Raw genomic sequence first — 26,348 nt, 5'->3', positions numbered from 1 at the left:
GCTCTGACTCCTCGAAAGTTGCGGTAGTCGAGCGCGACTACCGCAACTTCTGCGTACTCGCGGCCGACCAGTCGACGGACCGCACTCCCACTCCTCCAAAGTTGCGGTAGTCGAGCGCGAGTACCGCAACTTTTGGAGAGTGGGAGGGGGAGGGGGGCGCCCGGCCGCTCAGAAGCGGACGTGCTGCAGGATCCAGGCGTGCATCGCGACGGCCGCGGCGGCGGAGGCGTTGATCGAGCGGGTCGAGCCGAACTGCGAGATCTCGAGCACGGCGACGGAGGCGGCGATCGCCTCCTCCGAGAGGCCCGGCCCCTCCTGCCCGAACAGCAGCACGCAGCGCTCCGGCAGCGCGAAGGTCTCGATCGGCACGCAGCCGGGCACGTTGTCGATCGCGAGCAGCGGCACGTCCTCCGCCGCGGCCCAGCGGGCGAGGTCGGCGACGGTCTCGTGGTGCTGCACGTGCTGGTAGCGGTCGGTGACCATCGCGCCGCGCTTGTTCCAGCGCCGGCGCCCGACGATGTGCACGCTCTCGGCGCCGAACGCATTGGCGCTGCGCACGATCGAGCCGATGTTCATGTCGTGCTGCCAGTTCTCGATGGCGACGTGGAAGGGGTGCCGCGTCGCGTCGAGCTCGGCGACGATCGCGTCCATCCGCCAGTAGCGGAAGCGGTCGATCACGTTGCGGGAGTCACCGCGCTCGAGCAGCTCGGGATCGAGGCGGTCGTCGTCGGGTCGCGGACCGACCCACGGCCCCACGCCGTTCGTCGTCGCCTCGGGGGAGGCGGAGGGCCCGGCCTCGTCCACGTGTCGCGCCGCCCGGCCTAGGCCGACGGGGTGCCGTCGACCGAGCCGAGCATGTCGCCGCCGCCGGCGCGGTCGACGAAGCAGTAGTAGCTGCGCTCGCCGGCGTCCCACTGCTCCTGGGTCACGGGGTAGGAGGCGGACACCTGCACGTCGCCGTACGCCTCGGCACCGGCGATGTCGACGACGCCCTGCGCCTGGCAGAGCGAGGAGACCGAGACGGCCAGGGCGTCCTGGCCCGGGAAGGTCGCGTCGGTCAGCTCACCGGTCGCGACCATCTCGCCGGTGTGGGCGGTCGCGCAGTCGACGACCGTGAACTGCTCGGCCCAGACCGTGTCGAACGGCTGGAGGCACTCCCCGCCCAGCAGCGCCGTCCAGGCGTAGCTGCCGGCCGGCAGCGGGCCGACGGTGGGCAGGGCGGCGGTGGGCGCGGTGGTGGGCGTCGCACTCGGCTCGGACGGAGCGGCGGTCGTGGCGGCCGGGGCCGGCGCGGCCTCCTGATCGCCGTTCGAGCCGACGGCGATCCCGATGGCGAGGATCGCGCCGAGCAGGAGCACGACGCCGACGGCGATCAGGCCGATCAGCAGGCGCCGACGGCTGCGGGCGCGGTCGGGGCCGGGCGCGCCGACGCTCGTGACGGAGGGGACGGGAGCGGGGGCCGGCGACTTCGCTGGCTTCTCGGCACGGGGCTTCTCGGCACGGGGCTTCTCGGCGCGGGGCTTCTCGGCGCGGGGCTTCTCGGCGCGGGGCTTCTCGGCGCGGGGCTTGCGGGTCGAGCGCTTGGCGGCGTTGACGTGCGCGCGAGCGGGAGTGCTGAACGGCGCGACGGCCGGGGCGGCGGGCTCGTCCTCGCCGGACGTCCCCTCCGCATCGGTGGTCGCCTCGGCGGTCGGCTCTCCGGAGGCGGTGCCGTCGTCGTCCGGCTCGAGGTTCCAGGCGTAGGCGCCAGCGGTCTCGCGCCAGAGCTCCTCGTCGCCGCCGTCGTCCTCGGGCTCGTCGCGCGGGGCGACGACGTCCTCCCACACAGGCGGCTCGTCCCAGCCGCCGCGGGGGTCGGGCCACTGGTACACGCTGGGCGCCGCGGGCTCGCGCGGCTCGGGCTCGGTCGCACCCTCGGGTCGGTCGCGGCGCGCCTCGGAGCGGCGCCCTCGCTCGCGGAGCGCCGGGGGCGCGGTCGGCAGATCGTCGATCGGCGGTGCCGCGGGCAGGACGGGCGCGGGCTCGACCGGCGCGACGGGCGACTCCGGCGCGGGAGCCGCGACGGAGCTCGGGGCGGCCGGTGACTGCGGGAGCACCGGGCCGAGCGGGAAGCGGGGAGAGGGCGTGACCGGTCGCTCGGCAGCGGACTCCGAGGTGGTCGAGTCGTCCGCTGCGGGCCTCGACCGGGGAGCGGTGAAGGCCGCCCAGATGTCGCGGCGCGCGGAGGCGGCGTCGGCCTCGGGATCGGACGCGGGCTCGACGGGCGTCTGCGCGTCGTCCTCCGCGGGCGCCGCGTCCGTGGTCGGCGGCGCGGGGGCGGGGTCCGGCTGGACGACGGTCTCAGGAGCGGAGCCGGGCTCGGGCTCGACGGGACTCACGGCATCGACCGGCTGCTCGACGTCGGCCTGCTGCTCGGAACCGACGCGCTGCTCGAGCTCGACGGGACGCTCGTCCCCAGCGGGCCGCTCGACCTCGACGGACGGCTCGGCCTGCTCGGCGTCGACGGGGCGCTCGGCAGCTGCGACCTGCTCGGTCTCACCGGCCTGCTCGATCGGGCCGGCCTGGTCGGGCTCATCGGCACGCTCGGTCCCGTCGGCCTGCTCGATGCTGACGGCCGGTTCGGACCCGGCGCGGCGCTCGACGTCCACCGGCTGCTCGACGACCGACTGCTCGACGACGGACTGCTCGGCCGCGACGGTGCGCTCGGCGTCGGCGGTGCGCTCCGCCTCGTCGGACTGCTCCGCCTCCGCGGGCTGCCCCGCCTCGGTCGGGTCCTGCGGCTCCGCGGGCTGCTCCTCCTCGGCGGGCGCCGCCTCGGGCGCGGGCGCAGGCTCGGGTGCGGCCTCGGGTGCAGGGGTGCGCGGGGCGTCGAAGATGCTCTTCAGGCGGCCGCCGCTCAGCTGCTCGAGGAGCCACTCGCTGCCACCTGCGCGGCGCTCCGGCTCGGGCTGCTCGCCGGACCCACCGTCGGGCTGGTCGCCGCGCTCGCGGCCGTCGTCGTCCACCATCAGCTCAGCCCGAGGTCGGCCAGCCCGATCGCGGCGAAGTAGGGGTAGCCGGCGCCCTCGATGATCTCGCGGGCCCCGGTCGCGCGGTCGACGACGACGGCGACTCCGGCGATCTCGGCGCCGACCTTCAGCAGGGCCTCGATCGCAGCGAGCGGGGAGCCGCCGGTGGTGGAGGTGTCCTCGACGACGATGACGCGCTTGCCGGCGAGGTCCGGGCCCTCGACCTGGCGGCCGCGGCCGTGGTCCTTGGGTGCCTTGCGCACGACGAAGGCGTCGTACTCGAGTCCGCGGAGGACGCCGCGGTGCAGGATCGCGGACGCGATCGGGTCGGCGCCCATCGTCAGACCGCCGACGGCGTCGACCCGCTCGATCGGGGCGATGAGGTCGAGCATGACGTCGCCGATGAGCGGGGCGACCCGATGGTCCAGGCTGACCCGCCGCAGGTCGACGTAGTAGCTCGCCTTCTTGCCGCTCGTCAGGGTGAAGTCCCCGTGGAAGACGGCGTCGGAGCCGATGTACTCGATGAGCTGCTGGCGTGCGTCGGTCACGCGCCTACTCTACGGGGCACGCCTACGGCGCGGACTCGGCCCCGCCCGCGCGCGTCGCACCGGCCTTCTCGCCCTGTCCCTCCTCGGCTCCCCCGCGGAACTGGGTCATGTACAGGTCGTAGTACGCGCCGCGGCGCTGGAGCAGCGCCTCGTGAGCGCCCTGCTCGACGATGCGGCCGGCCTCCATCACCAGGATCGTGTCGGCGTCCCGGATCGTGGAGAGGCGGTGCGCGATGACGAACGAGGTGCGGTCGGTGCGCAGCGCCGCCATCGCGTGCTGGACGAGCAGCTCGGTGCGGGTGTCGACCGAGGAGGTCGCCTCGTCGAGGATGAGCAGCGACGGGTTGGCGAGGAACGCGCGGGCGATCGTGATCAGCTGGCGCTCACCGGCCGAGACGCTGCCGCCCTCGGCGTCGAGCACCGTGTCGTAGCCGTCGGGGAGCTGCTGCACGAAGCGGTCGACCATCGTCGCCCGGGCGGCGTCGACGATCTCCTCGTCGGTCGCGTCGAGGCGGCCGTAGCGGATGTTCTCGCGGATCGTGCCCTGGAACAGCCAGGCGTCCTGGAGGACCATGCCGACCCGCGAGCGCAGGTCGCCGCGGCCGATCCGGGTGATGTCGACGCCGTCGAGCAGGATCCGCCCGCCCGTGAGCTCGTAGAAGCGCATCACCAGGTTGACCAGCGTGGTCTTGCCGGCGCCGGTCGGACCGACGATCGCGACCGTCTGGCCCGGCTGGGCCGAGAAGGTCAGTCCTTCGATCAGCGGCTGCTCCGGGTCGTAGGAGAAGGAGACGTCCTGGAACTCGACGTGGCCGTCGGTGCGCTCGGGCAGCGAGTCGACCGCGGTTTCCGGCTCCTGCTCGTCCGCGTCGAGCAGCTCGAAGGTGCGCTCGGCCGAGGCGACGCCCGACTGCAGCATGTTCGCCATGCTCGCGAGCTGGGTCACCGGCTGGGTGAACTCGCGCGAGTACTGGATGAACGCGGTCGCGTCGCCGAGGGTCAGCTGACCCGAGGCGACCCGCAGCCCGCCGACGACGGCGATCAGCACGTAGGAGAGGTAGGACACGAAGGTCATCGCCGGCATGATCATGCCCGAGACGAACTGGGCGCCGAACGAGGCCGAGTAGAGCGCGTCGTTCCGGCGGTCGAACTCCTCGAGCATCTCGCGGTCGCGGCCGAAGGTGCGGACGATCTCGAGGCCGGAGAAGGTCTCCTCGATGTGGCCGTTCAGCGCGCCGGTGTTCTTCCACTGCGCGGCGAAGAGCTTCTGCGAGCGGGCGCCGATGACGCCGGCGATCACGGCGGACAGCGGGATCGAGACCAGCGCGATCAGCGCGAGCTGCCAGGAGACGATGAACATCATCACGGCGATCCCGATGATGGTGAGCACCGACTGCACGAGCTGCGAGAACGCCTGCTGCAGCGCCGTCTGGATGTTGTCCACGTCGTTGGTCACCCGCGACATCACGTCGCCGCGCTGCCGGGTGTCGAAGTAGCGCAGCGGGAGGCGGTTGATCTTCGCCTCGATGTCCTGGCGCAGGCCGAAGACGACCCGCATCACGAGGCCGTTGAGGATGTAGCCCTGGGCCCACATCAACACCGACGCGACGACGTACATCAGCAGCACGATGATGATCAGTCGCCCGAGCACGGTGAAGTCGATGCCCTCGCCGGGCACGATCGCGGTCTTGGAGAGCATGTCGGCGAAGGTGCCGTTGCCCTCGGCCCGCTGCTGCTCGATGATCTGCTCGAGCGGGACGCCTGCCGGCAGCTGCGAGCCGATCACGCCGTTGAAGATGGTGTCCATCGCCTGGCCGAGGATCTTCGGCGCGATGACGGTGAGGACGACCGACGCGGACACGAGCGCGACGACCAGGATCATCCGGGCGCGCTCGGGGCCGAGCAGGCTGAAGAGCCGCTTGGCGGAGGGCCAGAAGTTCTGCGCCTTCCGGGCGGGCGGGCCGTCGCCGAACATGCCGCCGTCGCCCTCGCCGGGCTCGAACTCGGGCTCGAGCTCGGAGGACTCGGCGACCGGCGCCGTCTGGACCTCGGTGTCGCGTGCGCGTGCCATCTCAGGCCACCCCTTCCACGCTCAGCTGGGATTCGACGATCTCGCGGTAGGTCGCGTTCGTCTCGAGGAGCTCGTCGTGCGTGCCGCGGCCGACGATGCGGCCCGCGTCGAGCACGACGATCTGGTCGGCGTTCCGGATCGTCGACACGCGCTGGGCGACGATGATCACCGTCGCGTCGGTGGTCGCCTCGGCGAGGGACTCGCGCAGGCGCGCATCGGTCGCGACGTCGAGCGCCGAGAACGAGTCGTCGAAGAGGTAGACGCGCGGCTTCGCGACGAGCGCCCGCGCGATGCAGAGCCGCTGCCGCTGCCCGCCGGAGACGTTGGTGCCGCCCTGCGAGACGGGCTCGTCGAGCCCGCGCTCCTTCGCGCGGACGAAGTCCTCGCCCTGGGCGATGCGCAGCGCCTCCCAGAGCTCCGCGTCGGTCGCGTCGGGCCGGCCGAAGCGGAGGTTGGAGGCGATCGTGCCCGAGAACAGGTAGGGCCGCTGCGGGACGAGCCCGACGACCTTCGCGAGCTGCGCGCGGTCGAGCGAGGAGACGGGCACGCCGTCGATGGCGACCGAGCCCTCCTGCGGGTCGAACAGCCGCGGCACGAGGCCGAGCAGCGTCGTCTTGCCCGCACCGGTCGAGCCGACGATGGCCGTCGTCCGGCCCGGCTCGGCGACGAGATCGAGCTGCGAGAGCACGGGGCGCTCGGCGCCCGGGTAGCCGAAGACCACGCCGGAGAACTCGACGCGGCCGACGGTCGGCGCCTCGACGCCGCCGGTCGGCGTGGTGAGGCTGGTCCGGGTGTCGAGGACCTCCTGGATGCGCTCGGAGCAGACCACGGCGCGCGGGATCATCATCACCATGAAGACGCCCATCATCACGGCGGTGAGGATCTGCAGCAGGTACTGGAGGAACGCGGTCAGCGAGCCGATCTGCATCTGACCCGCGTCGACCCGGTGCCCGCCGAACCAGAGCACGGCGGCCGTGGCGAGGTGCAGGATCATCATGATCGCCGGGAACATCAGCACGAAGATGTTGCCGACCTTGATCGACACCTCGGTGATCGCCTCGTTCGAGCGGCGGTAGCGCTCCGACTCGAAGGGCTCCCGGACGAAGGCGCGGACCACGCGGATGCCGGTGATCTGCTCGCGCAGCACCCCGTTGATCCCGTCGATGCGGTCCTGCATCAGGCGGAACAGCGGCAGCAGCAGGAAGACCAGGACGCCGACGACGACGAAGAGCACGGGCACCGAGACCCAGACGAGCCAGGAGAGCCCGGCGTCCTCGCGCAGGGCGAAGACGATCCCGCCGATGCACATGATCGGCGTCGAGACCATGAAGTTGAGCGTCATCAGCACGAGCATCTGCACCTGCTGCACGTCGTTCGTGCCGCGGGTGATCAGGGTGGCGGTGCCGAAGCGGCCGACCTCGAGCCCGCTCAGCGAGTCGACCCGGCGGTAGACGTCGCGGCGCAGGTCGCGGCCGACGGCCATCGCGGTGCGCGCACCGAAGTAGACGCCGCCGATCGCCGCGGCGACCTGGACCAGGCAGACCATGAGCATCGTCATGCCGGTGGCCCGGATGAAGTCGGTGTCCCCCTGGCCGATGCCCTGGTCGATGATCTCGGCGTTCAGGCTCGGCAGGTAGAGCGCCGCGAGGGTCGCGATCAGCTGGAGCACCACGACCGCCGCGATCGACCGGGAGTAGGGCTTCGCGTACGAGGACGCGAGACGGAGCAGGATCATGGGTCCTCCGGTCGGGGCGGGGCGGGAGAGGGCGGCCGGGTCCGCGAGAGGCGGATCGGCCGAGCACGGGGACGGCCGGAGCTTCGGGGCTCGGGCCGAGCGGCGCGGAGGAGCGGCCGCTTCAGGGACGGCGCAAGACAACCATCGACCACCGACACCGGTTCCGCAATCGGTCGGCAGGAGGAGACCGCGCGCCCGGCCCCCGTGCGGGGAAGCTGTCGGCGGCGGCTCCTAGACTTCCGGAATGCGCATCGCCACCTGGAACGTGAACTCCATCCGGGCCCGCACCGGCCGCGTCGTCGACTGGCTCGTGCGCGAGGACGTCGACGTGCTGGCCATGCAGGAGCTCAAGTGCAAGCCCGAGCAGTTCCCGCACGAGGCCTTCGCCCAGGCGGGCTACCACGTCGAGATGGTCGGCCTCAGCCAGTGGAACGGCGTCGGCATCGCCTCCCGCCTGCCGATGGAGGACGTCCAGGTCGGGTTCCCCGGGATGCCCGGCTTCGCCAAGGAGCCCGCGGCGGACGGCTCCTTCCCGCTCGAAGCGCGCGCGATCGGCGCGACCGTCGACGGCGTGCGGGTCTGGAGCCTCTACGTCCCCAACGGCCGCGCGGTCGGCGACCCGCACTGGCACTACAAGCTCGAGTGGTTCGCGGCCCTCGAGGCGAGCACCCGCGCCTGGCTCGCTGCCGAGCCCGACCTGCCGCTCGCGCTGGTCGGCGACTGGAACGTCGCCCCGCTCGACAGCGACGTCGGCGACCCGACGCTCGGCCCCGGCTCCACCCACGTCTCCCCCGAGGAGCGCGCGGCCTTCGAGGCCTTCACCGCCGCCGGCCTGCACGACGTCGTGCGCCCGCTCGTCCCCGAGGGCTACACCTACTGGGACTACAAGCAGTTGCGCTTCCCGCGCAACGAGGGCCTGCGGATCGACTTCGTGCTCGGCTCGCGCGCCTTCGGCGACCTGGTGACCGGCGCCTCCATCCACCGGAACGAGCGCAAGGGCGACGCCCCGAGCGACCACGTCCCCGTGGTGGTCGATCTCGACCTCGACACCTCGCTCGACGACGACCGCCCGATGATCTTCTGATCGTGGCGTCCTCGAAGAAGAAGCGCGCCCGGGCCGAGCAGCCCTCGAGCGCCCAGCGCCCCTCGGCCCCGCGGCGCCCCTCCACGGCGGAGCGCGCCGCCGCGAGCCGGCCGGCCGTAGCGCGGGCCCACGACGAGTTCCGCACCGAGGCGTACCGGTCCGTCCGCGAGACCTTCGCCGCTGGGAAGCCGCTGCGCCGCCGCTGGGACCTGGTGCTCTCGATCCTCGGCTGCCTCGCGCTCGGGCTGCTCTGCGTGGTGCTCGGCTACCTCGCCGCGATCCTCGCCGTCTTCCCCGGCCAGTGCGAGGGGCAGAACATCGCCTGCGACTACGACCGGATCGACTGGGGCGTCTCGCTCGCCCTGATCGGCCCGCCGATCCTGACGCTGATCGCCGTGGGCGTGACGATCATCCGATACCTCGTCGGCCGTCGGGTGTTCTGGATCCCGATCGTCGCCTTCGTGCTCTGCGTCGGCACCGCGTTCCTCGCGTCCTGGCTCGTCACCAGCTCGATCCCCGGCTCCGCGCTGGCCTGAGCGGGGCGGCCGTCCACCGGCCGCCCCGCGCTCAGCCGGCGCAGGTCGGGTCGTCCGCGAGCGTCACCTCGGTCTTGTTGATCATCGGCGTGACCCGGACGGCCTGCTCGCCGAAGGTCGCGGCGGGGTCGGCGGCGGTGAAGCCGATCGTCACCGTCGTGGACTCGCCGGGAGCGAGCTGCACCGAGACGCGCGCGACCGGCCGGCCGAGGTCGTCGGTCGGGTCGAAGATCCGGGCCGCCTCGCCGAGCGGGTCGGACCAGGACGCCTGCGCCTGCGAGGTCGTCGTGCCGGGAGGGCCGTAGACGTAGACGTTGGTGACGAAGTCGCCGAGCGGGAAGCGGTTCCCGCCGTTCGCCGCCACGTACTTGGGCAGCGTGCGCGCGACCTTCTCGGTGATGGTGTTGGTCAGCGTCACCTGCGTCGAGAAGCTGGTGCCGCCGGCGGCGCAGCGGTTCGTGCTCGACTGGGTCACCGCGGTGTCGAGGTAGTAGTCCATCTTCGAGCCGACCGACGCGTCCTGGAAGAACACGCCCGTGGTCGAGGTGTCGTCGTTGTCCGTCGGCAGGACGCCCGCGATCGGGGTCGGCGCGAGCAGCGCCTGCTCCTCCGGGTCGGTGCTGTAGGCGAGGATCCGGCTCTCGCCGACGGCCTTCACCACGGCCGGGAGCATCTTCGACGGCTCCATGTCGCCGCCGAGGATCTTGCCGAGGACGGTGGCGCTGGCCTCCGAGAAGAACGCGTCGGTCGCGTCGGCGACCGTGGCGTCCGAGTAGCGGAAGTAGACCTTGTTGAGCAGCGTCGAGACGGTGTTCTCGCTGGTCAGCTCGGTGCCGTCGGTGAGCGTCACCGGGCCGGTGGAGGCGAGCAGGTACTGCAGCGCCATCGGGTCGATCGCGAGCACGCCGTCGATCTTCTGCTCCGGGAACTTCTGCGCCCAGAACTGCGTCGCGATCGAGGACGCGGTCGGGAAGTCGGGGCGGCTGGTCGACACGTTGAACGTGGTCGCGAGATTGCCGCCGAAGGTGTCGAGCGCGCTCTGGTCGACCGTGACCGGCTGCAGCCCGCGGAAGTCCTGGCTCGACTGCTGCGTGCCGACCGTGATCGCTCCGCCGTCGACGTTCAGCTGCATCACCGAGGAGGCGCCGCCGCCCAGGGCCTGCGCCTCGGCGAGGTTCTGGAAGAGCACGAGGTAGCTCCGCGGCCCGCTCGCACCGAGGGCGTCGGGGAGGATCGCGGTGATCGGCTGGACCTGGTCCATCGCGCTGGTCGCCGTCTCGAGCTGCGGGGCGAACGCGTCGAGCGCGGAGGCGACCTGCGGCACGAGCGCGCCCCGGTCGATCCCCTCGACGCGGGCCTGCGCCTCGTCGACGACGCCCTTGGCGACGGTGATCTTGTCGGAGAGCGCGGTGATCGCGGCGATGTCGACCTTGCCGTCGACCGGCTTGAGGACGTCGAGCGAGGTGGAGGAGAGCGGGGTGACGATCTTGCCCGAGACGTCGTCGGCGATCTCGGTCGCGGCGCGCACGGCGGAGAGGTTCGGGCCGAGGAACGGCACGATCTCCATCACCCGCCACACCGGGTCGTCGGTCTCGTCGCGCGCCTCGCCGGTGAGCGTGGCGATCTGGCCGGCGGTCGACTCCGCTCCCGCCGTGTCGAAGCCGGTGAGCTGGTCGGCGACCTGCGAGACCAGCGGGATGGCGGACGTGAGCTTGGCGCGCACCGTCATCGCCTTCTCGTAGGTCTGCACCGCGAGGAAGGCGGCGACGACCGCGCCGATCACGAGGACCAGCAGGACGGTCAGGGTGATCCAGAGGCCCCGTCGGCTGCGGCGAGGGGTGCCGGAGGCGCGGCGAGAGGAGGTCGTCGTGGTGCTCATTCGAGAGAGCCTAAGCGACGCCCGCCCGCGGACGGCGGTCGATCCGCGCCGTCGTCAACCCAGGAGGAGGGACACGGCGATGAGCACGGGCACCGCCGTGACGGTGGTCACCAGGGCCGTGTCGCGCGCCACGGCGACGCCGCGGTCGTAGCGGGAGGCGAAGTTGAAGATGTTCTGCGCGGTCGGCAGCGCCGCCGTCACGGTCACCGCGAAGAGGTGCTCCGCGTCGAGCGCGAAGGCGAAGCGGCCGAGCAGATAGGCGGTCGCGGGCATCACCAGCGTCTTGAGCAGCGAGGCGACGGCGACCTCGATCCGCCCGGGCCCCGGCTCCAGCGGCCGCTGCCCGCGCAGCGACATCCCGAACGCCATCAGCACGAGCGGGATCGACGCGTTGCCGATGATCGAGAACGGCTCGAGCAGCGGTGCCGGCAGCTGCACCCCGGTGACCGAGACGACCAGGCCGAGCGCCGAGGCGATGATCATCGGGTTCCGCAGCGGCTGGGTGAGGATGCCCGTGACGGAGGCGCGCCCGCTCGTCGAGACGTCGAGCACGGTGAGGATCGTCGGCGCGAGCAGCAGCAGCTGGAGGAGCAGCGTCGGCGCGACCCACTGCGGATCCCCGAGCACATAGATCGCGACCGGCAGGCCGATGTTGTTGGCGTTCACGTAGGAGGAGGCGGCGGTGCCGATCACCGTCTCCGGCACGGGCCGGCGGAAGAACAGCCGCGACGCGACCAGATAGAGGACCGCCACGATCGCGACCGTGATCAGCGACACCAGGAGGAAGGAGGAGAACAGCACCGAGACGTCGGCGCGGGCGAGCACTGTGAACAGCAGCGCCGGCGTGGTGACGAAGAAGGCGATGCGGGTGAGGACGGCGCGGCCCTCGGGCGGCACCAGGCCGAACCGGGCGATCAGGTAGCCGACCGCGATGACCGTCCCGATGATCGCGAACCCGGTGAGCACTCCCTCCACGGCGTCCTCCGTCTCGTCGGCGGAGCCGGGCGGCTCGCGGGCTGGGATCGTCGGCGCGGGTCGGCGCACCGCGTCCAGCCTAGGAGGCGCCGCCCGTTGCCCCGTCGCGAGGCCGGGCCTACGGTGGGCGCATGCCGCATCTCGAGGTCCCCGGAGCGACCCTGCACTGGGAGTCGGACGGCCCCGCCTCCGCCCCCGCCCTCCTGCTCGTGCATGCGGGCATCACCGATCTGCGGATGTGGGACCCGATCGTCCCCGCGCTCGCGGAGGACCACCTCGTCATCCGCTACGACACCCGCGGCTTCGGCGAGACCCGGACGGACGACGTCGAGTTCGACCCGCGGCAGGACGCCCTCGACGTGCTCGAGCACCTCGGCGTCGAGCGCGCGACGGTGATCGGCTGCTCGCGCGGCGGCTCGCTCGTCCTCGACCTGGCGCTCGAGCACCCCGACCGCGTGACCGGCCTGGTGCTGATCGCCCCCGGTGTCGGCGGCTTCCCCTACCCCGACCTGACCGAGGAGGAGGACCGCCGCTTCGACGAGATCGACGCGGTGCTGACCGCCGGCGACCACGAGCGCGTCGCGCGGATGGAGGCGGAGCTGTGGGCGTTCGGCCCCGACCGCGACCCCGCCTCGCTCGATCCCGCCTTCGTCGAGACCGTGCGCGAGCTCGCCCGCGGCCGGGCCGGCCACGAGGGCGAGAAGCCGCGGCCGACCGCGATCGAGCCGGCCTTACCACCGCGTCGTCGACATCGCCGTGCCCACGCTGGCGATGGTCGGCGCCCACGACGTCTCCGAGTCGCTCCCCGTGCACGCCTTCCTCTCGGCGACCGTGCCGGGCGCCGACGCCCACGTCTTCGACGACGCCGCCCACCTCCCCAGCGTCGAGCGACCCGACGAGTTCCTCGCGGTCCTCCGCCCCTGGCTGGCGTCCCACGGCCTCTGACCCGGGCCCACGACGGCGCACCGTCATGCTGGTCGAGTAGCCCCGCAGGGGCGTATCGAGACCCACCCTCCTCAGCAGGCCGGCTCTGCAGACTCGACGTCTGACGCTGGTGGATCTCGATACGCCCGCTGTGCGGGCTACTCGATCAGCATGGACGGGCCCAGCGCGGCCGAGACGCGTGAACATCCCGGCACCCCTGCTGGTCGCGGAGCGCGCAGGAAACGGGCGCGCCAGCGCGCAATGTGGTCGCGGAGCGCGCAGAGACGGGCGCGACAGCACGCCATCATGCTGGTCGAGTAGCGCGCAGCGCGTATCGAGACCCCGCGTTCCGCAGAAGGGTGGCGCACCCGCAACGCCGTCAGCGGTTCTTGAAGTAGCGGAACAGGTGCCTCTCGCGGGTCGTCAGCACGCCGAGGAGGACGCCCGTCGCCGCGCCCAGCACGGCGACGGCCGGCGTCCGGAGGCCCTGGATCAGGGTCGCCGCCGCGTCGACGGGCGGACCGGTGCTCGAGAAGAACAGGGCGACGGCGAGGCCCGCCGAGCCGACCGGGATCAGCCACGCGAGCGACTCCAGCAGCAGGACCGCCAGCACCTCGACCCGGTGCACGCGCGAGTGCAGGGCCGAGGCGAGCTCGACCCGGCGCAGGGCCGTCACCGCCCAGCACGCCGCGAGCACGAGCAGTCCCGCGAGCGGCCCGGCGGCGAGCGTCACCCGGTCCGCGTTGCGAGCCCCGCCGTCGAAGGCCGCACCGAGGTGCGAGTTCAGCGGTGCGAGCACCGGCGCCGGCTGCTCGGGAGCGCTCTCGCCGAGCAGCACGGTCGTCAGGAGGAGGGCCCGGACGGTCTCGCTCTGCGGCCAGGCGTCGATCCAGCACTCGTCGAAGGGCCGCTCGCCGGCCGGAGCACCCGCCAGGGCCGCGTAGCCGAAGCCGCGCCGCCGCCCGTCGTCCGGGTAGTCGTAGCGGCCGCGGACGGCGACCGAGCCGCCGCCGGCGAGCGCGAGGTCGTCGCCGCGCCCGACGGCGTCCGCGGCCTCGGGTCCGAGGACCACGCCGGTCCCGGGCACCGCCGCGGCTCGGAGGATCTCGGGGACGCCCGCGGTGACCTCGAAGAGCGGGATCGGCGAGCGGGGCAGCACGGCCGTGACGAGATCGGACGTGGCGGCGCGGACCGCTCCGGCCGCCCGCACCGTCGCCGAGCCGGCGAGTGCCGCGCACGCCTCCCCGTCGATCCGTCCCGGCGCAGCGAGCGCCTGCACGGAGGCGCCGGCCCGCTGGTACGCCTCCGCCTCCCGCACGTGCTGCCGCGTCACCGCCAGGTCCGCGATCTGGATCGGCACGGCGACGAGGAGGACGCACGCGCAGAGCAGCAGCGCACGCGAGGTGCCGGTCGAGACGTTGCGCCAGGCCTCGCGGACCAGGCTCGAGACCCTCACTGCCCGCCTCCGGAGTGCGCGGCGAGGTCCAGCGCCGCCGTGCAGGAGTCGCGCGTGCCGTGATCGTGCGTCGCGACGACGAGGGCGCAGTCGGGCGTCGCGGCCTCGGCGATCGCCCGGTTCACGGTCTGCGCCGTCCGCTGGTCGAGCTGGGCGGTCGGCTCGTCGATGAGGAGGAGGGTGGGCTGGGCCGCGAGGGCCCTGGCCAGCATCAGCCGCTGGGCCTCGCCGCCCGAGAGCTCGCGGAACGCGCGGTCGGCCACCTGCCCGAGATCGAAGCGGTCGAGGAGAGCGGCCGCGAGACGATCGGCTTCCGCACCGGAGACCCCTCCGGCGAGGAACGGCAGGGCGACGTGATCGAGCGCCGATCGACGGGCGACGCCGTGCGGGTTCTGGAACACCCAGCCGATCCGCTCGTGTGCTGCTCGATCGACGCTGCCCTCGGTCGGCTCGACCCAGCCGGCGAGCAGCGCGAGCAGCGTGCTCTTGCCGGACCCCGACGGACCGACGACCGCGCAGGTCTCGCCGACCCGGAAGTCCGCACTGAGCCCGCGGAAGAGCCAGGGGCCGCGCTCGAACCGGTGCCCGAGCCCGTGCACCCTCACCCGCAGCTCCGTGCCTCGGGCAGGACCGCGACCGAGGCCGGCTCCTCCCCGTCGGGGAAGACGACCGCCGTGCGGCCCAGCTCCGAGGAGACGACCTCGACGCGGGCCGGCGAGCCGTCCGCCAGAACGCAACCGTGCTCGCCCTCGAGTCCGAAGAGGGCGGACGGTGGCACCACGCCGACTCGGACGGGGTTCGCGAGCACGTACTCGGCGCGGACGGTCGTCGTCCCCTCGGTCGCGAGCGCCGACCGGGCGGAGACCGTGGCCGCGAACGCTCGCAGGTCCGTCTCGGCGGTGACCGCGCCCTCCGGAGAGAGTGTCAGCACCGCGTCGTCCACGAGCAGCCGCCGCTCGCCCGGGAGGACATCGGCAGGGACGGCGGCGAGGCGCAGCGCCGCGATCCCACCGGCGACTGCGGCGACGGCACTCCCCCGCTCGACCGGTCCGCCGACCGAGAGCCCGCAGGAGGCCGTGGTGACCGTCGGTCCCGGGATCCAGAGCAGCCGTGACCGCGGGATCCCCGCGAGCTGCTCGTCCTCCCCCGACGCCTCCTCGAGGAGGTGCTCGATCGCGCGGATCGAACCGTCTCCGAGGATCCCGTCGGCGATCAGCGGCGAGCCGAGGCGGATGAGCTCCTCCTGCAGGGCGCGCACGTCGGGGCCCGTGTCGCCCTTCACGAGGTCGCGCCAGAGCGGCGTCGCCGTCGCGAGGGAGAGCACGGGCGCGCCGTCGACCGCGAGGGACGACGTGCCCGACGAGAACGATCCGCCCGCGCGGCAGGAGGAGGCGGTCATCAGCCCCTCCGTCGCGGAGACGAGGGACACGGCCGGTGCCCGCTCGAACCCGGCCTCGACCTGGCGAGGATCGGCGAACTCCTCGAACGGGACGGGCACCGTCTCCGGACCGGACGAGTCCGCCAGGCTCGCGGGCACCGTTGGCGTCACGAGGAGGAGTGCGGCCCCGGCGCCGCCCGAGGCGAGGAGCACCGCGATGACGACGCCGAGCGAGAGGCGGGCGACCCGCGACGGCCTCACGTCCGGACCGGTTCAGCCATCGACGAGCCCCAGCGGATCGCCGGCGCACTCCTCGTACTCGCCCTTGCGATCGGCCGGAATCGAGACGGGCAGCGAGGACACCGCGTTCTCGCGGGTCCAGTCCTCAGCGGTGTAGCCGGCGTCGACGAGGCCCTTCCGGTGCAGGCAGTCGACCATGATCGAAGCCTCGTCCACGTTCTCCGGATTCCGGGTGATCCACGTGTACAGGGCGCCGATGCTCCGCTCACCCGCCTGGACTCCGCAGTCGTCGGTGACCTGCCGAGACGTGTCGGGATCGACGGGCGAGACTGGCGTGGCGGAGTAGGAGCCGCCGCGTCCGAACCCGGAGAAGTCGAACCCCGCGGCCTCGAGGCAGCCCGAGAAGCGGCCGGTCATCTCCGAGTACTCCTGGTCGGTGATCTCGCCGTCAGCGAGAACGCCACGCTCGAAGTCCGACGCGGCATCGTCGAAGTGCGAGCGGAACTCCGCCGCCCAGGGGCCGGAGAACGCCGGTCCGTCGACCGGCCTCGCCTCCTCGACTCGCGTGTCCGCGCACCCGGCGAGGAGCCCCGACACAGCGAGAACGAGCGCAGCAGCAGCGCGCGCGCGGGCGCCCGGGAAGATGCTCCTAACCATCCGGGGATGGTAGCTCCGCGGCGACCGACGGGGCGCGATGGCGCGGAGCGTCGCATTGCGCCCCGAGATGCCCGGTGGTGCAGTGCGCCTCTCCGCTGTTCGATGTCGAATGAGGGTGCTGGAGATCAAATGTCTGGCGACGAGGGAATGATCCAGGCGGCGAGGTCTACAGCGCTGGCGCCTGTGTCCCCGAGGGCGCGGGCCAGCGCGGGAGAGACGAAGCGGACCAGTGCGCTGGAGCGGAGGCGGCCGCGTGGATCGATGAAGCGTCCGATGTGGAGGGTCCCCCGGCCGACGCCGTCGCTCTCGAAGATGCGGTCGATGGCGTCGAGCGTCTGGAGTCCCCAGGGGGAATGAACCACCAGGAAGGAGTCGCCCAGGACACGGCGGAGACCGCGGCGGACCGGCTCCGGATCGGTGGCACTCGCGACTCCGAACCAGCCGCGTTCGTCGCAATGGGCGACGTAGGACACGAGCCCGGACTCGCGGAGACCGTCGACGACAGCCATCACGTCCACCGCGAGGACTTCCGCTCTCGTCGTCCGGCCGCCGGCGACGAGAGGAGGCTCGGCACGGTCGCCGAGAGCGTCCGGGAATCGCACCGGCTCTCTGAACGGGACGATGCGGGCTTCGGTGATTCCTCCATCCCGCCAGACGCCCTCGACCGTGACGACGTCGACGCCGGCGGGAGCGGACTCGAGAGTCAGCGGAACGCTCGGCGCTGCCTGCTCGACGACGATGTCGTAGAGGCCGGCGCCCACTGCGGCAAGGCGGAGTCCCCCGGCCACTCGCTTCAGCCGACCGGTGGCGCCGACGCCATCGCCGGCTGAGACGACGAGCGAGGAGATCGGTCGGAGATCCCCGTCCTGGGCGCTCACAGCCCAGCCAGCCCCGTCGATTTCGCCGTCCGCGTCGTACCCATACATGGATGATAGGAACGTGGGGTCGCGATGTCGACCGTGGCGCGTCACGACCGGCGCCCCTGCTGCTCGAGGAATGCGCAGCGCGTGTCGCGCCGGCGTTCTGCAGGAGAGCCGATCTCGATACGCCCGCTGCGCGGGCTACTCGATCAGCATGGACAGGCCCAGCGCGGCCGAGACGCGTGAACATCCCGGCACCCCTGCTGGTCGCGGAGCGCGCAGGAAACGGGCGCGCCAGCGCGCCGTCATGCTGGTCGAGTAGCGCGCAGCGCGTATCGAGACCCCACGCTCCGCAGAACGGTGGATCTCGATACGCCCGCTGCGCGGGCTACTCGATCAGCATGATCGGCCCGTCGCCGGCGCGAGCGCGCCGCTCCTAGGCGACGTCGGCGAGGTCGAACGCCCAGTCGGCGTAGAGGACGGGCGGGTCGCCCGCCTCCACGACGTCGACGCGGTCGAAGCCGGCCTCGACGCAGATCGCGCTGTCCTCGGCGTCGTCCGCGGGGACGTACGCGTGCACGAAGCGCGGCAGCGGGAACGCCGCGGCCTCCTCGAGGAGCAGGCGCACCGAGCGCGCCACGACACCGCGATCACGGGCAGCGGGAGCGATGCTCCAGCCCGTCTCGTAGGCGAGCGCGCCACGTGAGTGGCCGTACCAATAGCCGATGGAGCCGACGCAGTGCCCGTCGAGCTCGATCGCGTAGAAGAACCCGCTCCCCTCGGCCCAACCGCGCAGGTAGCGGTCGTGCCGGTCGAGGAACTCGTCTTCCGTCTCGAGACGCTCTCCGGACTCCGCGAGATCGCTGCGGAGTGCGGTGACGTCCGCCTGCGGCCAGGGCAGGAGGCGGAGGGTCTCGGAGTGCTGATCGATGCTGACTGTTCTGTGGTCGCTTCCGGGTTCGGGTCCCGTCACGCGATCCGATCCTTCCTCTTGAAGGTGGACCGACGCCCTGCCGCTCCGCCAGGTGTTCGGAGTCGCAGGTCGATCGGATGGCCGCCGGGTGTATGCAGCCGAGATGTCCGCCCTATCTTCGACCCCTTGGAGGAGCCTTGGCAGGAACCTTGCGAATCTAGCCCCGGACGGGGGGTGCTACCTGCGAAAAGGCTGGTCGCGGCCTGATATCACGCGCCGATTCCCCCGTCGATCCGCGCAGAGAGGGCCGTTTCGGCGGAGTCGTGCGCCGTGATCGCCGACCTCGCGGATTCGCTCCGGGCCCACGCAAGAAAAGCGCGCGCCGCGGCCCATACGCTCGGGGATGGGCCGGATCCGGCCCGAACCACCCGGTTATACGAGCGTGAGGAGGATCACCATGTCGCAATTCGTGCAGAGCACCGTCGTCGGAGAACCCGAGGTCGTCGAGGACCGCATCGAGACCTCCGGTGCCTGGCTCCGCCTCAAGGCCGCGGCCACCGCACTGCAGCCGCTGCAGGCGCAGGACGGCTCGCTGGCCGACCCGGACCGCCTGGACGACGCCCGCGCCGAGATCGACCGCCTCGTCGACGCGATCCGCACCCTCGCGCCCGCCTTCCCGCACGACGCCGCCTACCTCGAGGCGCTCGTCGTCGACTTCGAGCGCTGGAGCGCCCAGGGCCTCGGCGTCCCGGACTTCCTCGACTCGCTGCAGGCGTTCCAGCCGCAGCTCGACCGGATCGACGGACTGCGTCACCTCGTCGTCTTCCCGATGCTGACGCAGAACGGCAGCCGCGACCGCCACGTCGAGGCCGTCCTCGTCGAGGTCGTCTGGCCACGCTTCGTCGCCGAGCTCGAGGCGGGCGACTACTCGAACGCGCTGTTCGTGCCGGTCCGCTTCGTCGACTTCACCGCCGGCTACGACACCGACAGCGCCGTGCTCTTCCCCGAGACCGTCGCGATGCGCGCCGTCCCCGCCTTCACCTGGGGCGCGATCTTCGCCGACCGCGAGGCCGCGCGCTTCCGCCGTGTCGTCTCCGCCGCCGCGGAGATCACGCGGCTCGAGCTGCCGGAGGACGCCCGCCGGATGCTCGAGGACCAGCACACCGCGGAGGAGGCCTTCGTGATGTGGGACCTCATCCACGACCGCACCCACATGCGCGGCGACCTGCCGTTCGACCCGTTCATGATCAAGCAGCGGATGCCGTTCTTCCTCTACTCCCTCGAGGAGCTGCGCTGCGATCTGACCGCGTTCCGCGAGTCCGTCGCGATCGAGCGGCGCCTGGCCGGCCAGGAGCACCGCGACGGAGAGGAGGAGGCGCTCGCGGCGCGGGCGCGCTCGGTCCAGTACGCGATCCTGTTCGACCGGCTCTTCCGCTTCCCGCTGACCGGGTCGCGGGTGCGCAACTACGACGGGCTCGGCGGCCAGCTGCTCTTCGCCTGGCTGCACCAGCACGGCGTCCTGCACTGGACCGACACCCGGCTCGCCTTCGAGTGGGACAGCGTCGCGGACGTCGTCGTCGCGCTCTCGGACGCCATCGACGAGCTCTACTGGCGCTCGATCGACCGGCCGAAGACCGCGCACTGGCTCGCCGCCTACGCGCTGGTCGCGGCGACGGTGACGCCGCACCCCGCCTCCGCCTGGGCGCGCGGGCTGCCGGACGAGGTGCTCCTCGGCGCTCCCCGCGGGCTGACCGACGCGGTGCTGGACGACGAGTTCCCGCTGTCGATGTTCTACGAGGCCCTCGGCAGGAAGATGGGCGACGTGATCGCGTCGACCGCGGGCATCACCGGGCGCGACTGACCGCGCGGGCGGGCCGCGCAGCGGGTCCCACCCATGCTGATCGAGCAGACCGCGCGGCGGCCCCGCCCCTGCTGATCGAGTAGCCCGCGCAGCGGCCCCGCCCATGCTGGTCGAGTAGCCCGCGCAGCGGGCGTATCGAGATCCACCGTCCCCAGCACGCCGGGTCTCGATACGCCGCCTCCGGCGGCTACTCGACCAGCATGGGAAGTGCACGACCGATACGAATGGAGCGTCATGCGGCGACTCGCGCGGCGGCCTGCCCGACCGTCGTCGGTTAGCGTGGGGCGCATGCCTCCTGGCGCCGTCGCTGCCGACCCCTTCGATGCGGGCTGGACTCGGCGAGCGCCGACCCGTTCCGCCTACGTCCGCGACGCCGTCGCCGCCGGCGTCCTGCTGGTGGCGACCCTCGTCTCCGTCGCCCTCTACGCCTCGGCGGGCTTCACCGACGCCGCGCACCCCGCCGTGAGCACGCTCTGGGCGCTCGCGATGACCCTCCCCCTCGCCCTCCGCCGGCGCTTCCCGTCGACCGTGGCGGTCGCGCTCACCGCTGTCTACGCGCTCGGGCTGATCCTCCAGGTGCCGGAGTCGCTGTTCAACCAGATCTGCCTCTACCTCGCCCTCTACACGGTCGGCGCGTGGAGCCGCGACCGGCGCCTGGCACTCGTCGTGCGCACGGTCATCGCCGTCGGCATGCTGGGCTGGCTCATCGTCACCCTCGCGACCGGCGCCCCCGTGAGCAGTCCGCTCCCGGCGGAGGAGTCGGCCGGGCTGCTCCCGCCCTACGTCGCGGAGTCGGCACTGGCCGTCGTCGCGAACCTGCTCTACTTCGGCAGCGCCTACGTCTTCGGCGACGCGTCCTGGCAGTCGGCGCGGCGGCTCGAGGCGCTCGAGGCGCGCACCGCCGAGCTCGACGACGAGCGGGAGCGCTCCTCGCGCCAGGCGGTGTCGTCCGAGCGGCTGCGCATCGCCCGCGAGCTGCACGATGTCGTCGCCCACCACGTCAGTGTGATGGGCGTGCAGGCGGGGGCCGCTCGGCGGGTACTCGCGCGCGATCCGGAGCGGGCGGCCACGGCGCTCAGCGCGATCGAGAGCGACGCGCGCTCGGCGATCGAGGAGCTGCACCGCATCCTGATCGCCCTCCGCGCCGAGGACACCGCCCTCGACCCGCTCACCGACGCCGCCTCGACCAGGGGGGTCGCGCAGCTCGAGGAGCTCGTCCTCGCCGCGGCCGGCTCCGGTCTGCCCGCCGTGTTCCTCACCGTCGGCGAACCCCGGGACATCACGGCGACGGTCGGTCTCAGCCTCTACCGGATCGCGCAGGAGTCGCTCACCAATGTGCGCAAGCACGCCGGCCGCGGCGCCACAGCCGAGGTGCGGCTGCGCTACCTCGACGACGCGGTCGAGCTCGAGGTCGCCGACGACGGCGGGGAGGGCGCGCATCCCGTCGCCGCGACGTCCTGCGGGCTCGGGCACACCGGCATGAGCGAGCGCGCCGCGGCCGTCGGCGGCACGGTCGAGACCGGCCCGAGCGGCTCCGGCTACCTGATGCGTGCCCGCGTCCCTCTGACGAGCGTCCGCGCGGGGTCCGGGGAGCCGGTAGCGTCGTCCGAGGTGTCGTGGGGGCGCCGGGAGCGAGCGAGCGGGGGGCGCGCATGACGGCCGATGTCCGGGTGCTGCTGGTCGACGACCAGGAGCTCGTCCGCGCCGGCTTCCGCACCATCCTCGAGTCCGAGCCCGGGATCGTCGTCGTCGGCGAGGCCCGCACCGGGATCGAGGCGATCGAGCGGGCCTCCGACCTGTGCCCGGACGTCATCTGCATGGACGTGCAGATGCCCGGGATGGACGGCCTGGCCGCTACCCGCGAGATCGTCAAGGATCCGCGGCTGTGCTCCAGCGTCCTCATCCTGACCACGTTCGACCGCGACGACTACCTCTTCGAGGCGCTGTCCTCCGGAGCGAGCGGCTTCCTGCTGAAGAACGCGTCGCCGGAGGAGCTGGTCGAGGCCGTGCAGGTCGTGGCCCGCGGCGACGCGATGCTCGCGCCCGACGTGACGCGCCGCGTGCTCGAGCGCTTCGCGACGGCGCCGGCCCGCGCCGAGGTCCACCCCGGCATCGAGGAGCTCACCGACCGCGAGCGCGAGGTGCTCGTGCACCTGGCCCGCGGCTCGTCCAACGCCGAGATCGCCGCCGAGCTCTACGTCGGCGAGGCCACCGTGAAGACCCACGTGTCCAAGATCCTGATGAAGCTGCGCGTCCGCGACCGCATCCAGGCCGTCGTCTTCGCCTACGAGCACGGGATCGCGGTGCCGGGGCGGTCCTGACCGTTCCGGTCCGTGCGCCGGCCCGATCGCGTCCGTCGCCGGGTCCGCGTGCCCGTTCGGGCGTCAGCGCCGCGGCTGGGCCGGAGCCGGACGTGGCGGGATTCGACGGACGAACTCCATGCGGATGTCGGGGACGATCTTCCTGTCGAGCACGACGGTCATGTAGCGGCCGTCGACCCGGGCGCCGATGGCGACCACGTCGGGGTCGGTGTCGACGCGGTAGCCGCGCAGCGCCTCGCCGTCGACGACGACCGGGACCCCGCGCACGACGTCCTCGTCGCGCAGGGCGGCGGCGACGACCGGCATGCCGCCGCGGCGGGTGCGGACGCGGCCGGGGAAGGTGTTCCGCAGCACGTCACCCATGTGCGCGGCGAGGCGCGACTCCAGCGGCCGGCTGCGCTCGGCGGGGATCGGCACGGAGGTGCGCACCGCCTCCCACAGCACGGGATAGCGCATCCGCGTCACCTGATCGACCATCCAGGGCGGGAGGTGGTCGTTCTCGGCGCGCTCGATCGCGCGCTTCTGCTCGGGGGTGAGCGGGACGTGGTTGACCGGGTCGGCCCGGTTGCGCGGATTCTTGAAGAACGAGTAGGAGAGGGAGATCTCGACGAAGCGTCCGAGCGCCATGGTCTGCGCCGCCGCGAACTCCTCGAGGCGGGGCTGCGGGGCGAACGCGAGGACGGGGTCGCCGAAGCGCGCCGCGATCTCGTCCACCCCGGGAGGGGCGGGCATGTCGCGGACCGCCCCCGAAGTGTCCATGCGCATAGGACAAGAGTGGCCTGCCTCCCACGCGATACCAACTTCTTGACGGCAATCGGCTTTCAGGGGATGGTCCGTTCACATGCCGGAAACACAGGGAGCGGCGGCGCCCGCCACCAGGATCGATCCGCGGCGGGCTGCGAGGATGGGGGGATGAGCGCTCTGCACGATCCCGACCTCCGCGGCTTCGCCTCCGACAACTACTCCGGCGTGCACGAGGAGGTGCTCGCCGCGATCGCCGCGGCGAACGGCGCCCACCAGGTCGCCTACGGCGAGGACGTCTACACCGCGGAGCTGCAGCGCGTCTTCCGCCGCGAGTTCGGCGAGCAGGCCGAGGCCTTCCCCGTCTTCAACGGAACCGGGGCGAACGTGACCGGTCTGCAGTCGATGCTGCCCCGCTGGGGAGCGGTCGTCTCCGCCGGCACCGCGCACATCAACTCGGACGAGGGCGGGGCCCCCGAGAAGGTCGGCGGGATCAAGATCCTCACCGTCGAGAGCCCCGACGGCAAGCTCACGCCGGCGCTCGTGGACGAGCAGGCCTGGGGCTTCGGCGACGAGCACCGCGCCCAGCCGCTGGTCGTCTCGATCACGCAGTCGACCGAGCTCGGCACGGTCTACACGCCGGAGGAGGTCCGCGCGCTGGCCGACCAGGCCCACGAACGGGGGATGCGGCTCCACATGGACGGAGCGCGGATCGCGAACGCCGGAGCGGCCCTCGGGCTGCCCCTGCGCGCCTTCACCAGCGACGCCGGAGTCGACGTCCTGTCCTTCGGCGGCACCAAGAACGGCATGCTGCTCGGCGAGGCGATCGTCGTGCTCGACCCCGAGGCGTCCAGCGGGCTGACGTTCCTCCGCAAGACCAACATGCAGCTGTCCTCGAAGATGCGCTTCCTCTCGGCGCAGCTGCTCGCGATGCTCGGCGAGGACGGCGAGGCGGAGCCGCTCTGGCTGCGCTCGGCCCGGCACGCGAACGCGATGGCGGCGCGGCTGCGCTCGCAGCTGGACGAGGCCGTGGCCGCCGGACGGATCACCGGGCTCGCCTTCACCCAGCCGACGCAGGCGAACGCGGTGTTCGCGACCCTGCCGGCGGGGGTCGCGGACCGGCTGCGCGCCGCCTACCGCTTCTACGACTGGAACCCGGCGACCGGCGAGGTGCGCTGGGTCTGCTCGTTCGACACGAGCGAGGACGACATCGACGCGTTCACGGCGGCGATCGAGCGCGAGCTGGCCGCGTGAGGGCGCGCGCCGTCGGGACCGGGGCGGCGCTGCTCGTCGCGGCCGGCCTGCTCGCGGGCTGCACGGCGGCCGAGCCGGAGGCGAGCGGGACGGCGTCCGCGACCGCCTCTGCGACTCCTCCTGCCTCCGCCTCCGCGTCGCCGACCCCGAGCCGCTCCTCGGCCGCCCGGCTCGACTGCGACGCCCTGCTGCCGGTCGCGCGCGCGTCGAGCGCCCTCGGGATCGCGGCCGACTCGCTCGAGGGCACGCGGGACGAGACGGTGCGCTCCTCGGCCGAGCTGATCCGCGAGTCGGCGCAGGAGAACGGCGGGCTGCTGACCTGCGCCTGGTACGAGGAGGACGGCACGGCGTCGATCACCGCCTCGGCCGCCGAGGACGCCGCGGACGCGTTCGCCGCGGCCGGCCTCTCCGGCGGAACGCGACTCGCGACCGACGTCGAGGCCTACAGCGCCTGCTCGGTCGAGATCTGCTCCGTCGATCTGCTCACCGGCTCGACCTGGGTGACGCTCGCTCTGACCGGCTCGCCGGCCGACGCCGACCTCGCGGCCCTCGCCACGGCGACCGCCGCGGCGGCCGGCGGTCGGCTCGACGAGCCGGTGACCGCGACCGCACCCGCCTGCGCCGAGGTGCTGACCGGCGAGCAGCTGGCCGCGACGGCCGGGCTCGTGGACGCGACCCCGGGGAGCGGGACCGAGGGCGTCGCGCCGTCGACCGCCTCCGCCGCGGCCGCCGCTCGCGCGGGCTACGCCTCGTGCACCTGGACCGATGCGACCAGCAGCAGCTACGCGGGTCTGAGTGTCGACGTGCTGCCGAACGGCGAGGACGGCTGGCGCAATCTGTCCCTGACGACGGGGCTCGCCGTCACCCTGACTCCGCTCGACGGCCTCGGCGACCGCGCGCTCTCGGGCTGCGGCGGCGGCTCGTGCGAGGTCGACGTGCTGGCCGACGACACGTGGTGGCGCGTGCTCGTCACGGGCGACGCCGCCCGCGCCGAGGCCGTGGCGCGCGCGGTCATCGCCGGCTGATCCCCCGCCGCGAGATGCCACTTGTGCACGCGTTTCACGGCGTGTCGCGTGCACAAGTGGCATCTCGCGGGAGGGAGGGGGACGGTCAGCGGCGCCAGTACTCGTAGTGCGAGGACTCGCGGCAGCCGAGGGACGCGTAGAGGCGGCGGGCGGCAGCGTTGTCGGCGAGCACCTGGATCCACAGGCGGTCGACGCCTCGGGCGGCGGCCTGCTCGAGCAGGGCGCGGAGGACCGTGGCGGCGTGGCCGCGGCGGCGCGCGTCCGGGCGCGTGGCCAGCGCGAAGAGACCGCACCAGGCCTCGCCGTACTCGGCGGTCGCCCAGGAGAGCCGACCGCAGGCGGCGGGGCCGCTCCCGTCCCGCAGCAGGGTGTAGGCGGAGTCGCAGCCCGCGAGGATCCGCTCGGCGATCCCGCGCTCGGCGTCGCCGCCGCGGCCGTCGACCGACCACCAGAGCGACAGCCACTCCTCACCGGGCGCCTCCGTCGTCTCGACCTGCTCTGCGTCCTCCGGGGCGGCGGGACCGAGCGCGGCGAGCGCCTCCGTCACGGAGCCGGTGAGGACGAGGGTGCGCTCGTGCCCGGCGTAGCCGCGGCGGGTGAGCCGCTCGGGCAGGTCGGCGGGGAGCGTCGCGGGCCCGAGCTGGAAGAGCGGCGGGATCCCCTGCTCGCGCGCGAACTCCTCCGCTGCGGTGATCGCCTGGTCCACGTCCTCGACGGGACCGGAGGTGAGCACGGAGTTGGCGCGCTTCGTGACGCCGCCGGCCGCGCGCAGCCGCCAGCCGCCGAGCGCGCGGCGCTCGAGGGGCGGCCAGGCGTCGGCGGCGAGTCGGTCGAGGAGGCGCGGGTCCATCCGTCCACGCTAGCGGCGGCCCCGAGCCGGGC

The 26,348-nt window shown here is 72.9% G+C and carries 23 protein-coding genes; 8 read left to right on the top strand and 15 right to left on the bottom strand.

Annotation, left to right across the window (positions count from 1 at the left end; genetic code table 11):
- Positions 1–168: 168 nt before the first annotated feature.
- The 5 genes from EDF43_RS14045 to EDF43_RS14025 are packed head-to-tail and all read right to left on the bottom strand — an operon-like array spanning position 169 to position 7,362.
- The gene (locus EDF43_RS14045; RefSeq protein ID WP_123734262.1) at positions 169–804 is read right to left on the bottom strand and encodes a TrmH family RNA methyltransferase; all 636 of its coding nucleotides are present in this window, start codon (positions 802–804) and stop codon (positions 169–171) included.
- 17 nt (positions 805–821) lie between these two features.
- The gene (locus tag EDF43_RS22530) at positions 822–3,008 is read right to left on the bottom strand and encodes a septum formation family protein (RefSeq protein ID WP_132437395.1); all 2,187 of its coding nucleotides are present in this window, start codon (positions 3,006–3,008) and stop codon (positions 822–824) included.
- On the bottom strand, positions 3,008–3,556 hold the full coding sequence (pyrE, locus tag EDF43_RS14035; protein ID WP_132437394.1) for an orotate phosphoribosyltransferase: 549 nt from the start codon (positions 3,554–3,556) through the stop codon (positions 3,008–3,010). Before pyrE ends, EDF43_RS22530 begins: the two co-directional genes overlap by 1 nt.
- A gap of 22 nt (positions 3,557–3,578) precedes the next feature.
- Positions 3,579–5,627 carry an ABC transporter ATP-binding protein gene (locus EDF43_RS14030; RefSeq protein ID WP_132437393.1) on the bottom strand — a complete coding sequence of 683 codons (2,049 nt, stop codon included), beginning with the start codon at positions 5,625–5,627 and terminating at the stop codon, positions 3,579–3,581.
- A gap of 1 nt (position 5,628) precedes the next feature.
- Entirely contained in the window at positions 5,629–7,362 is a 1,734-nt protein-coding gene (locus EDF43_RS14025) for an ABC transporter ATP-binding protein (protein WP_132437392.1), read from the bottom strand.
- A gap of 244 nt (positions 7,363–7,606) precedes the next feature.
- Between EDF43_RS14025 and EDF43_RS14020 the strand changes: the two genes are divergently transcribed.
- Complete coding sequence (locus tag EDF43_RS14020) at positions 7,607–8,446, top strand: exodeoxyribonuclease III (protein ID WP_123706017.1); 840 nt, start codon at positions 7,607–7,609, stop codon at positions 8,444–8,446.
- Positions 8,447–8,448: 2 nt separating this feature from the next.
- Entirely contained in the window at positions 8,449–8,982 is a 534-nt protein-coding gene (locus tag EDF43_RS14015; protein ID WP_132437391.1) for a DUF6264 family protein, read from the top strand.
- A 31-nt stretch (positions 8,983–9,013) separates the two neighbouring features.
- Here EDF43_RS14015 and EDF43_RS14010 read toward each other — a convergent pair whose 3' ends face one another.
- Together EDF43_RS14010 and EDF43_RS14005 are read right to left on the bottom strand one after the other, a co-directional pair.
- Positions 9,014–10,861: a DUF4012 domain-containing protein gene (locus EDF43_RS14010; RefSeq protein ID WP_132437390.1), complete on the bottom strand. Its 1,848-nt coding sequence runs from the start codon at positions 10,859–10,861 to the stop codon at positions 9,014–9,016.
- Positions 10,862–10,915: 54 nt separating this feature from the next.
- Complete coding sequence (locus EDF43_RS14005; protein ID WP_123447139.1) at positions 10,916–11,836, bottom strand: AEC family transporter; 921 nt, start codon at positions 11,834–11,836, stop codon at positions 10,916–10,918.
- A gap of 131 nt (positions 11,837–11,967) precedes the next feature.
- Between EDF43_RS14005 and EDF43_RS14000 the strand changes: the two genes are divergently transcribed.
- Positions 11,968–12,885 carry an alpha/beta fold hydrolase gene (locus EDF43_RS14000; RefSeq protein WP_132437389.1) on the top strand — a complete coding sequence of 306 codons (918 nt, stop codon included), beginning with the start codon at positions 11,968–11,970 and terminating at the stop codon, positions 12,883–12,885.
- A gap of 254 nt (positions 12,886–13,139) precedes the next feature.
- On the opposite strand, the gene EDF43_RS13995 is transcribed toward EDF43_RS14000, so the two are convergent.
- The 6 genes from EDF43_RS13995 to EDF43_RS13970 form a co-directional block, all read right to left on the bottom strand.
- Positions 13,140–14,216 carry a hypothetical protein gene (locus EDF43_RS13995; protein ID WP_132437388.1) on the bottom strand — a complete coding sequence of 359 codons (1,077 nt, stop codon included), beginning with the start codon at positions 14,214–14,216 and terminating at the stop codon, positions 13,140–13,142.
- On the bottom strand, positions 14,213–14,821 hold the full coding sequence (locus tag EDF43_RS13990; RefSeq protein WP_243646319.1) for an ATP-binding cassette domain-containing protein: 609 nt from the start codon (positions 14,819–14,821) through the stop codon (positions 14,213–14,215). Before EDF43_RS13990 ends, EDF43_RS13995 begins: the two co-directional genes overlap by 4 nt.
- A complete protein-coding gene (locus EDF43_RS13985) occupies positions 14,818–15,855 on the bottom strand; it encodes a hypothetical protein (protein ID WP_132437387.1) in 1,038 nt (345 codons plus the stop codon). The genes EDF43_RS13990 and EDF43_RS13985 overlap by 4 nt, the downstream gene beginning before the upstream one ends.
- Before the next feature lie 12 nt (positions 15,856–15,867).
- Positions 15,868–16,491, bottom strand: coding sequence for a hypothetical protein (locus EDF43_RS13980; RefSeq protein ID WP_132437386.1), 624 nt, complete (start codon positions 16,489–16,491; stop codon positions 15,868–15,870).
- Positions 16,492–16,616: 125 nt separating this feature from the next.
- Complete coding sequence (locus tag EDF43_RS13975; protein ID WP_165909121.1) at positions 16,617–17,462, bottom strand: hypothetical protein; 846 nt, start codon at positions 17,460–17,462, stop codon at positions 16,617–16,619.
- Positions 17,463–17,787: 325 nt separating this feature from the next.
- A complete protein-coding gene (locus EDF43_RS13970; protein WP_159421751.1) occupies positions 17,788–18,324 on the bottom strand; it encodes a GNAT family N-acetyltransferase in 537 nt (178 codons plus the stop codon).
- Positions 18,325–18,721: 397 nt separating this feature from the next.
- On the opposite strand from EDF43_RS13970, the gene EDF43_RS13965 reads away from it, so the two are divergent.
- The 3 genes from EDF43_RS13965 to EDF43_RS13955 all read left to right on the top strand — a co-directional run bounded on the left by EDF43_RS13965 (position 18,722) and on the right by EDF43_RS13955 (position 22,446).
- Positions 18,722–20,125, top strand: a complete 1,404-nt coding sequence (locus EDF43_RS13965) for a DUF6421 family protein (protein WP_132437383.1) — start codon at positions 18,722–18,724, stop codon at positions 20,123–20,125.
- Positions 20,126–20,413: 288 nt separating this feature from the next.
- Positions 20,414–21,781, top strand: coding sequence for a histidine kinase (locus tag EDF43_RS13960; RefSeq protein ID WP_165909120.1), 1,368 nt, complete (start codon positions 20,414–20,416; stop codon positions 21,779–21,781).
- Positions 21,778–22,446, top strand: coding sequence for a response regulator transcription factor (locus tag EDF43_RS13955; protein WP_123706238.1), 669 nt, complete (start codon positions 21,778–21,780; stop codon positions 22,444–22,446). Before EDF43_RS13960 ends, EDF43_RS13955 begins: the two co-directional genes overlap by 4 nt.
- Before the next feature lie 63 nt (positions 22,447–22,509).
- On the opposite strand, the gene EDF43_RS13950 is transcribed toward EDF43_RS13955, so the two are convergent.
- A complete protein-coding gene (locus tag EDF43_RS13950; protein WP_123447150.1) occupies positions 22,510–23,178 on the bottom strand; it encodes a hypothetical protein in 669 nt (222 codons plus the stop codon).
- 180 nt (positions 23,179–23,358) lie between these two features.
- Here EDF43_RS13950 and EDF43_RS13945 point away from each other — a divergent pair, with 180 nt between their 5' ends.
- Together EDF43_RS13945 and EDF43_RS21900 are read left to right on the top strand one after the other, a co-directional pair.
- The gene (locus EDF43_RS13945; protein ID WP_123706031.1) at positions 23,359–24,441 is read left to right on the top strand and encodes a low specificity L-threonine aldolase; all 1,083 of its coding nucleotides are present in this window, start codon (positions 23,359–23,361) and stop codon (positions 24,439–24,441) included.
- Positions 24,438–25,466, top strand: a complete 1,029-nt coding sequence (locus tag EDF43_RS21900; RefSeq protein ID WP_165909119.1) for a hypothetical protein — start codon at positions 24,438–24,440, stop codon at positions 25,464–25,466. Before EDF43_RS13945 ends, EDF43_RS21900 begins: the two co-directional genes overlap by 4 nt.
- 85 nt (positions 25,467–25,551) lie before the next feature.
- Here EDF43_RS21900 and EDF43_RS13935 read toward each other — a convergent pair whose 3' ends face one another.
- Entirely contained in the window at positions 25,552–26,316 is a 765-nt protein-coding gene (locus tag EDF43_RS13935; protein WP_132437381.1) for a GNAT family N-acetyltransferase, read from the bottom strand.
- Positions 26,317–26,348 lie beyond the last annotated feature (32 nt).

It is taken from the genome of Rathayibacter sp. PhB179 (assembly GCF_004345345.1).
Lineage (GTDB): Bacteria > Actinomycetota > Actinomycetes > Actinomycetales > Microbacteriaceae > Rathayibacter > Rathayibacter festucae.
The sequence above is the reverse complement of the archived record's forward strand: the minus strand, read 5'-3'. Positions and strand labels throughout refer to the sequence as shown.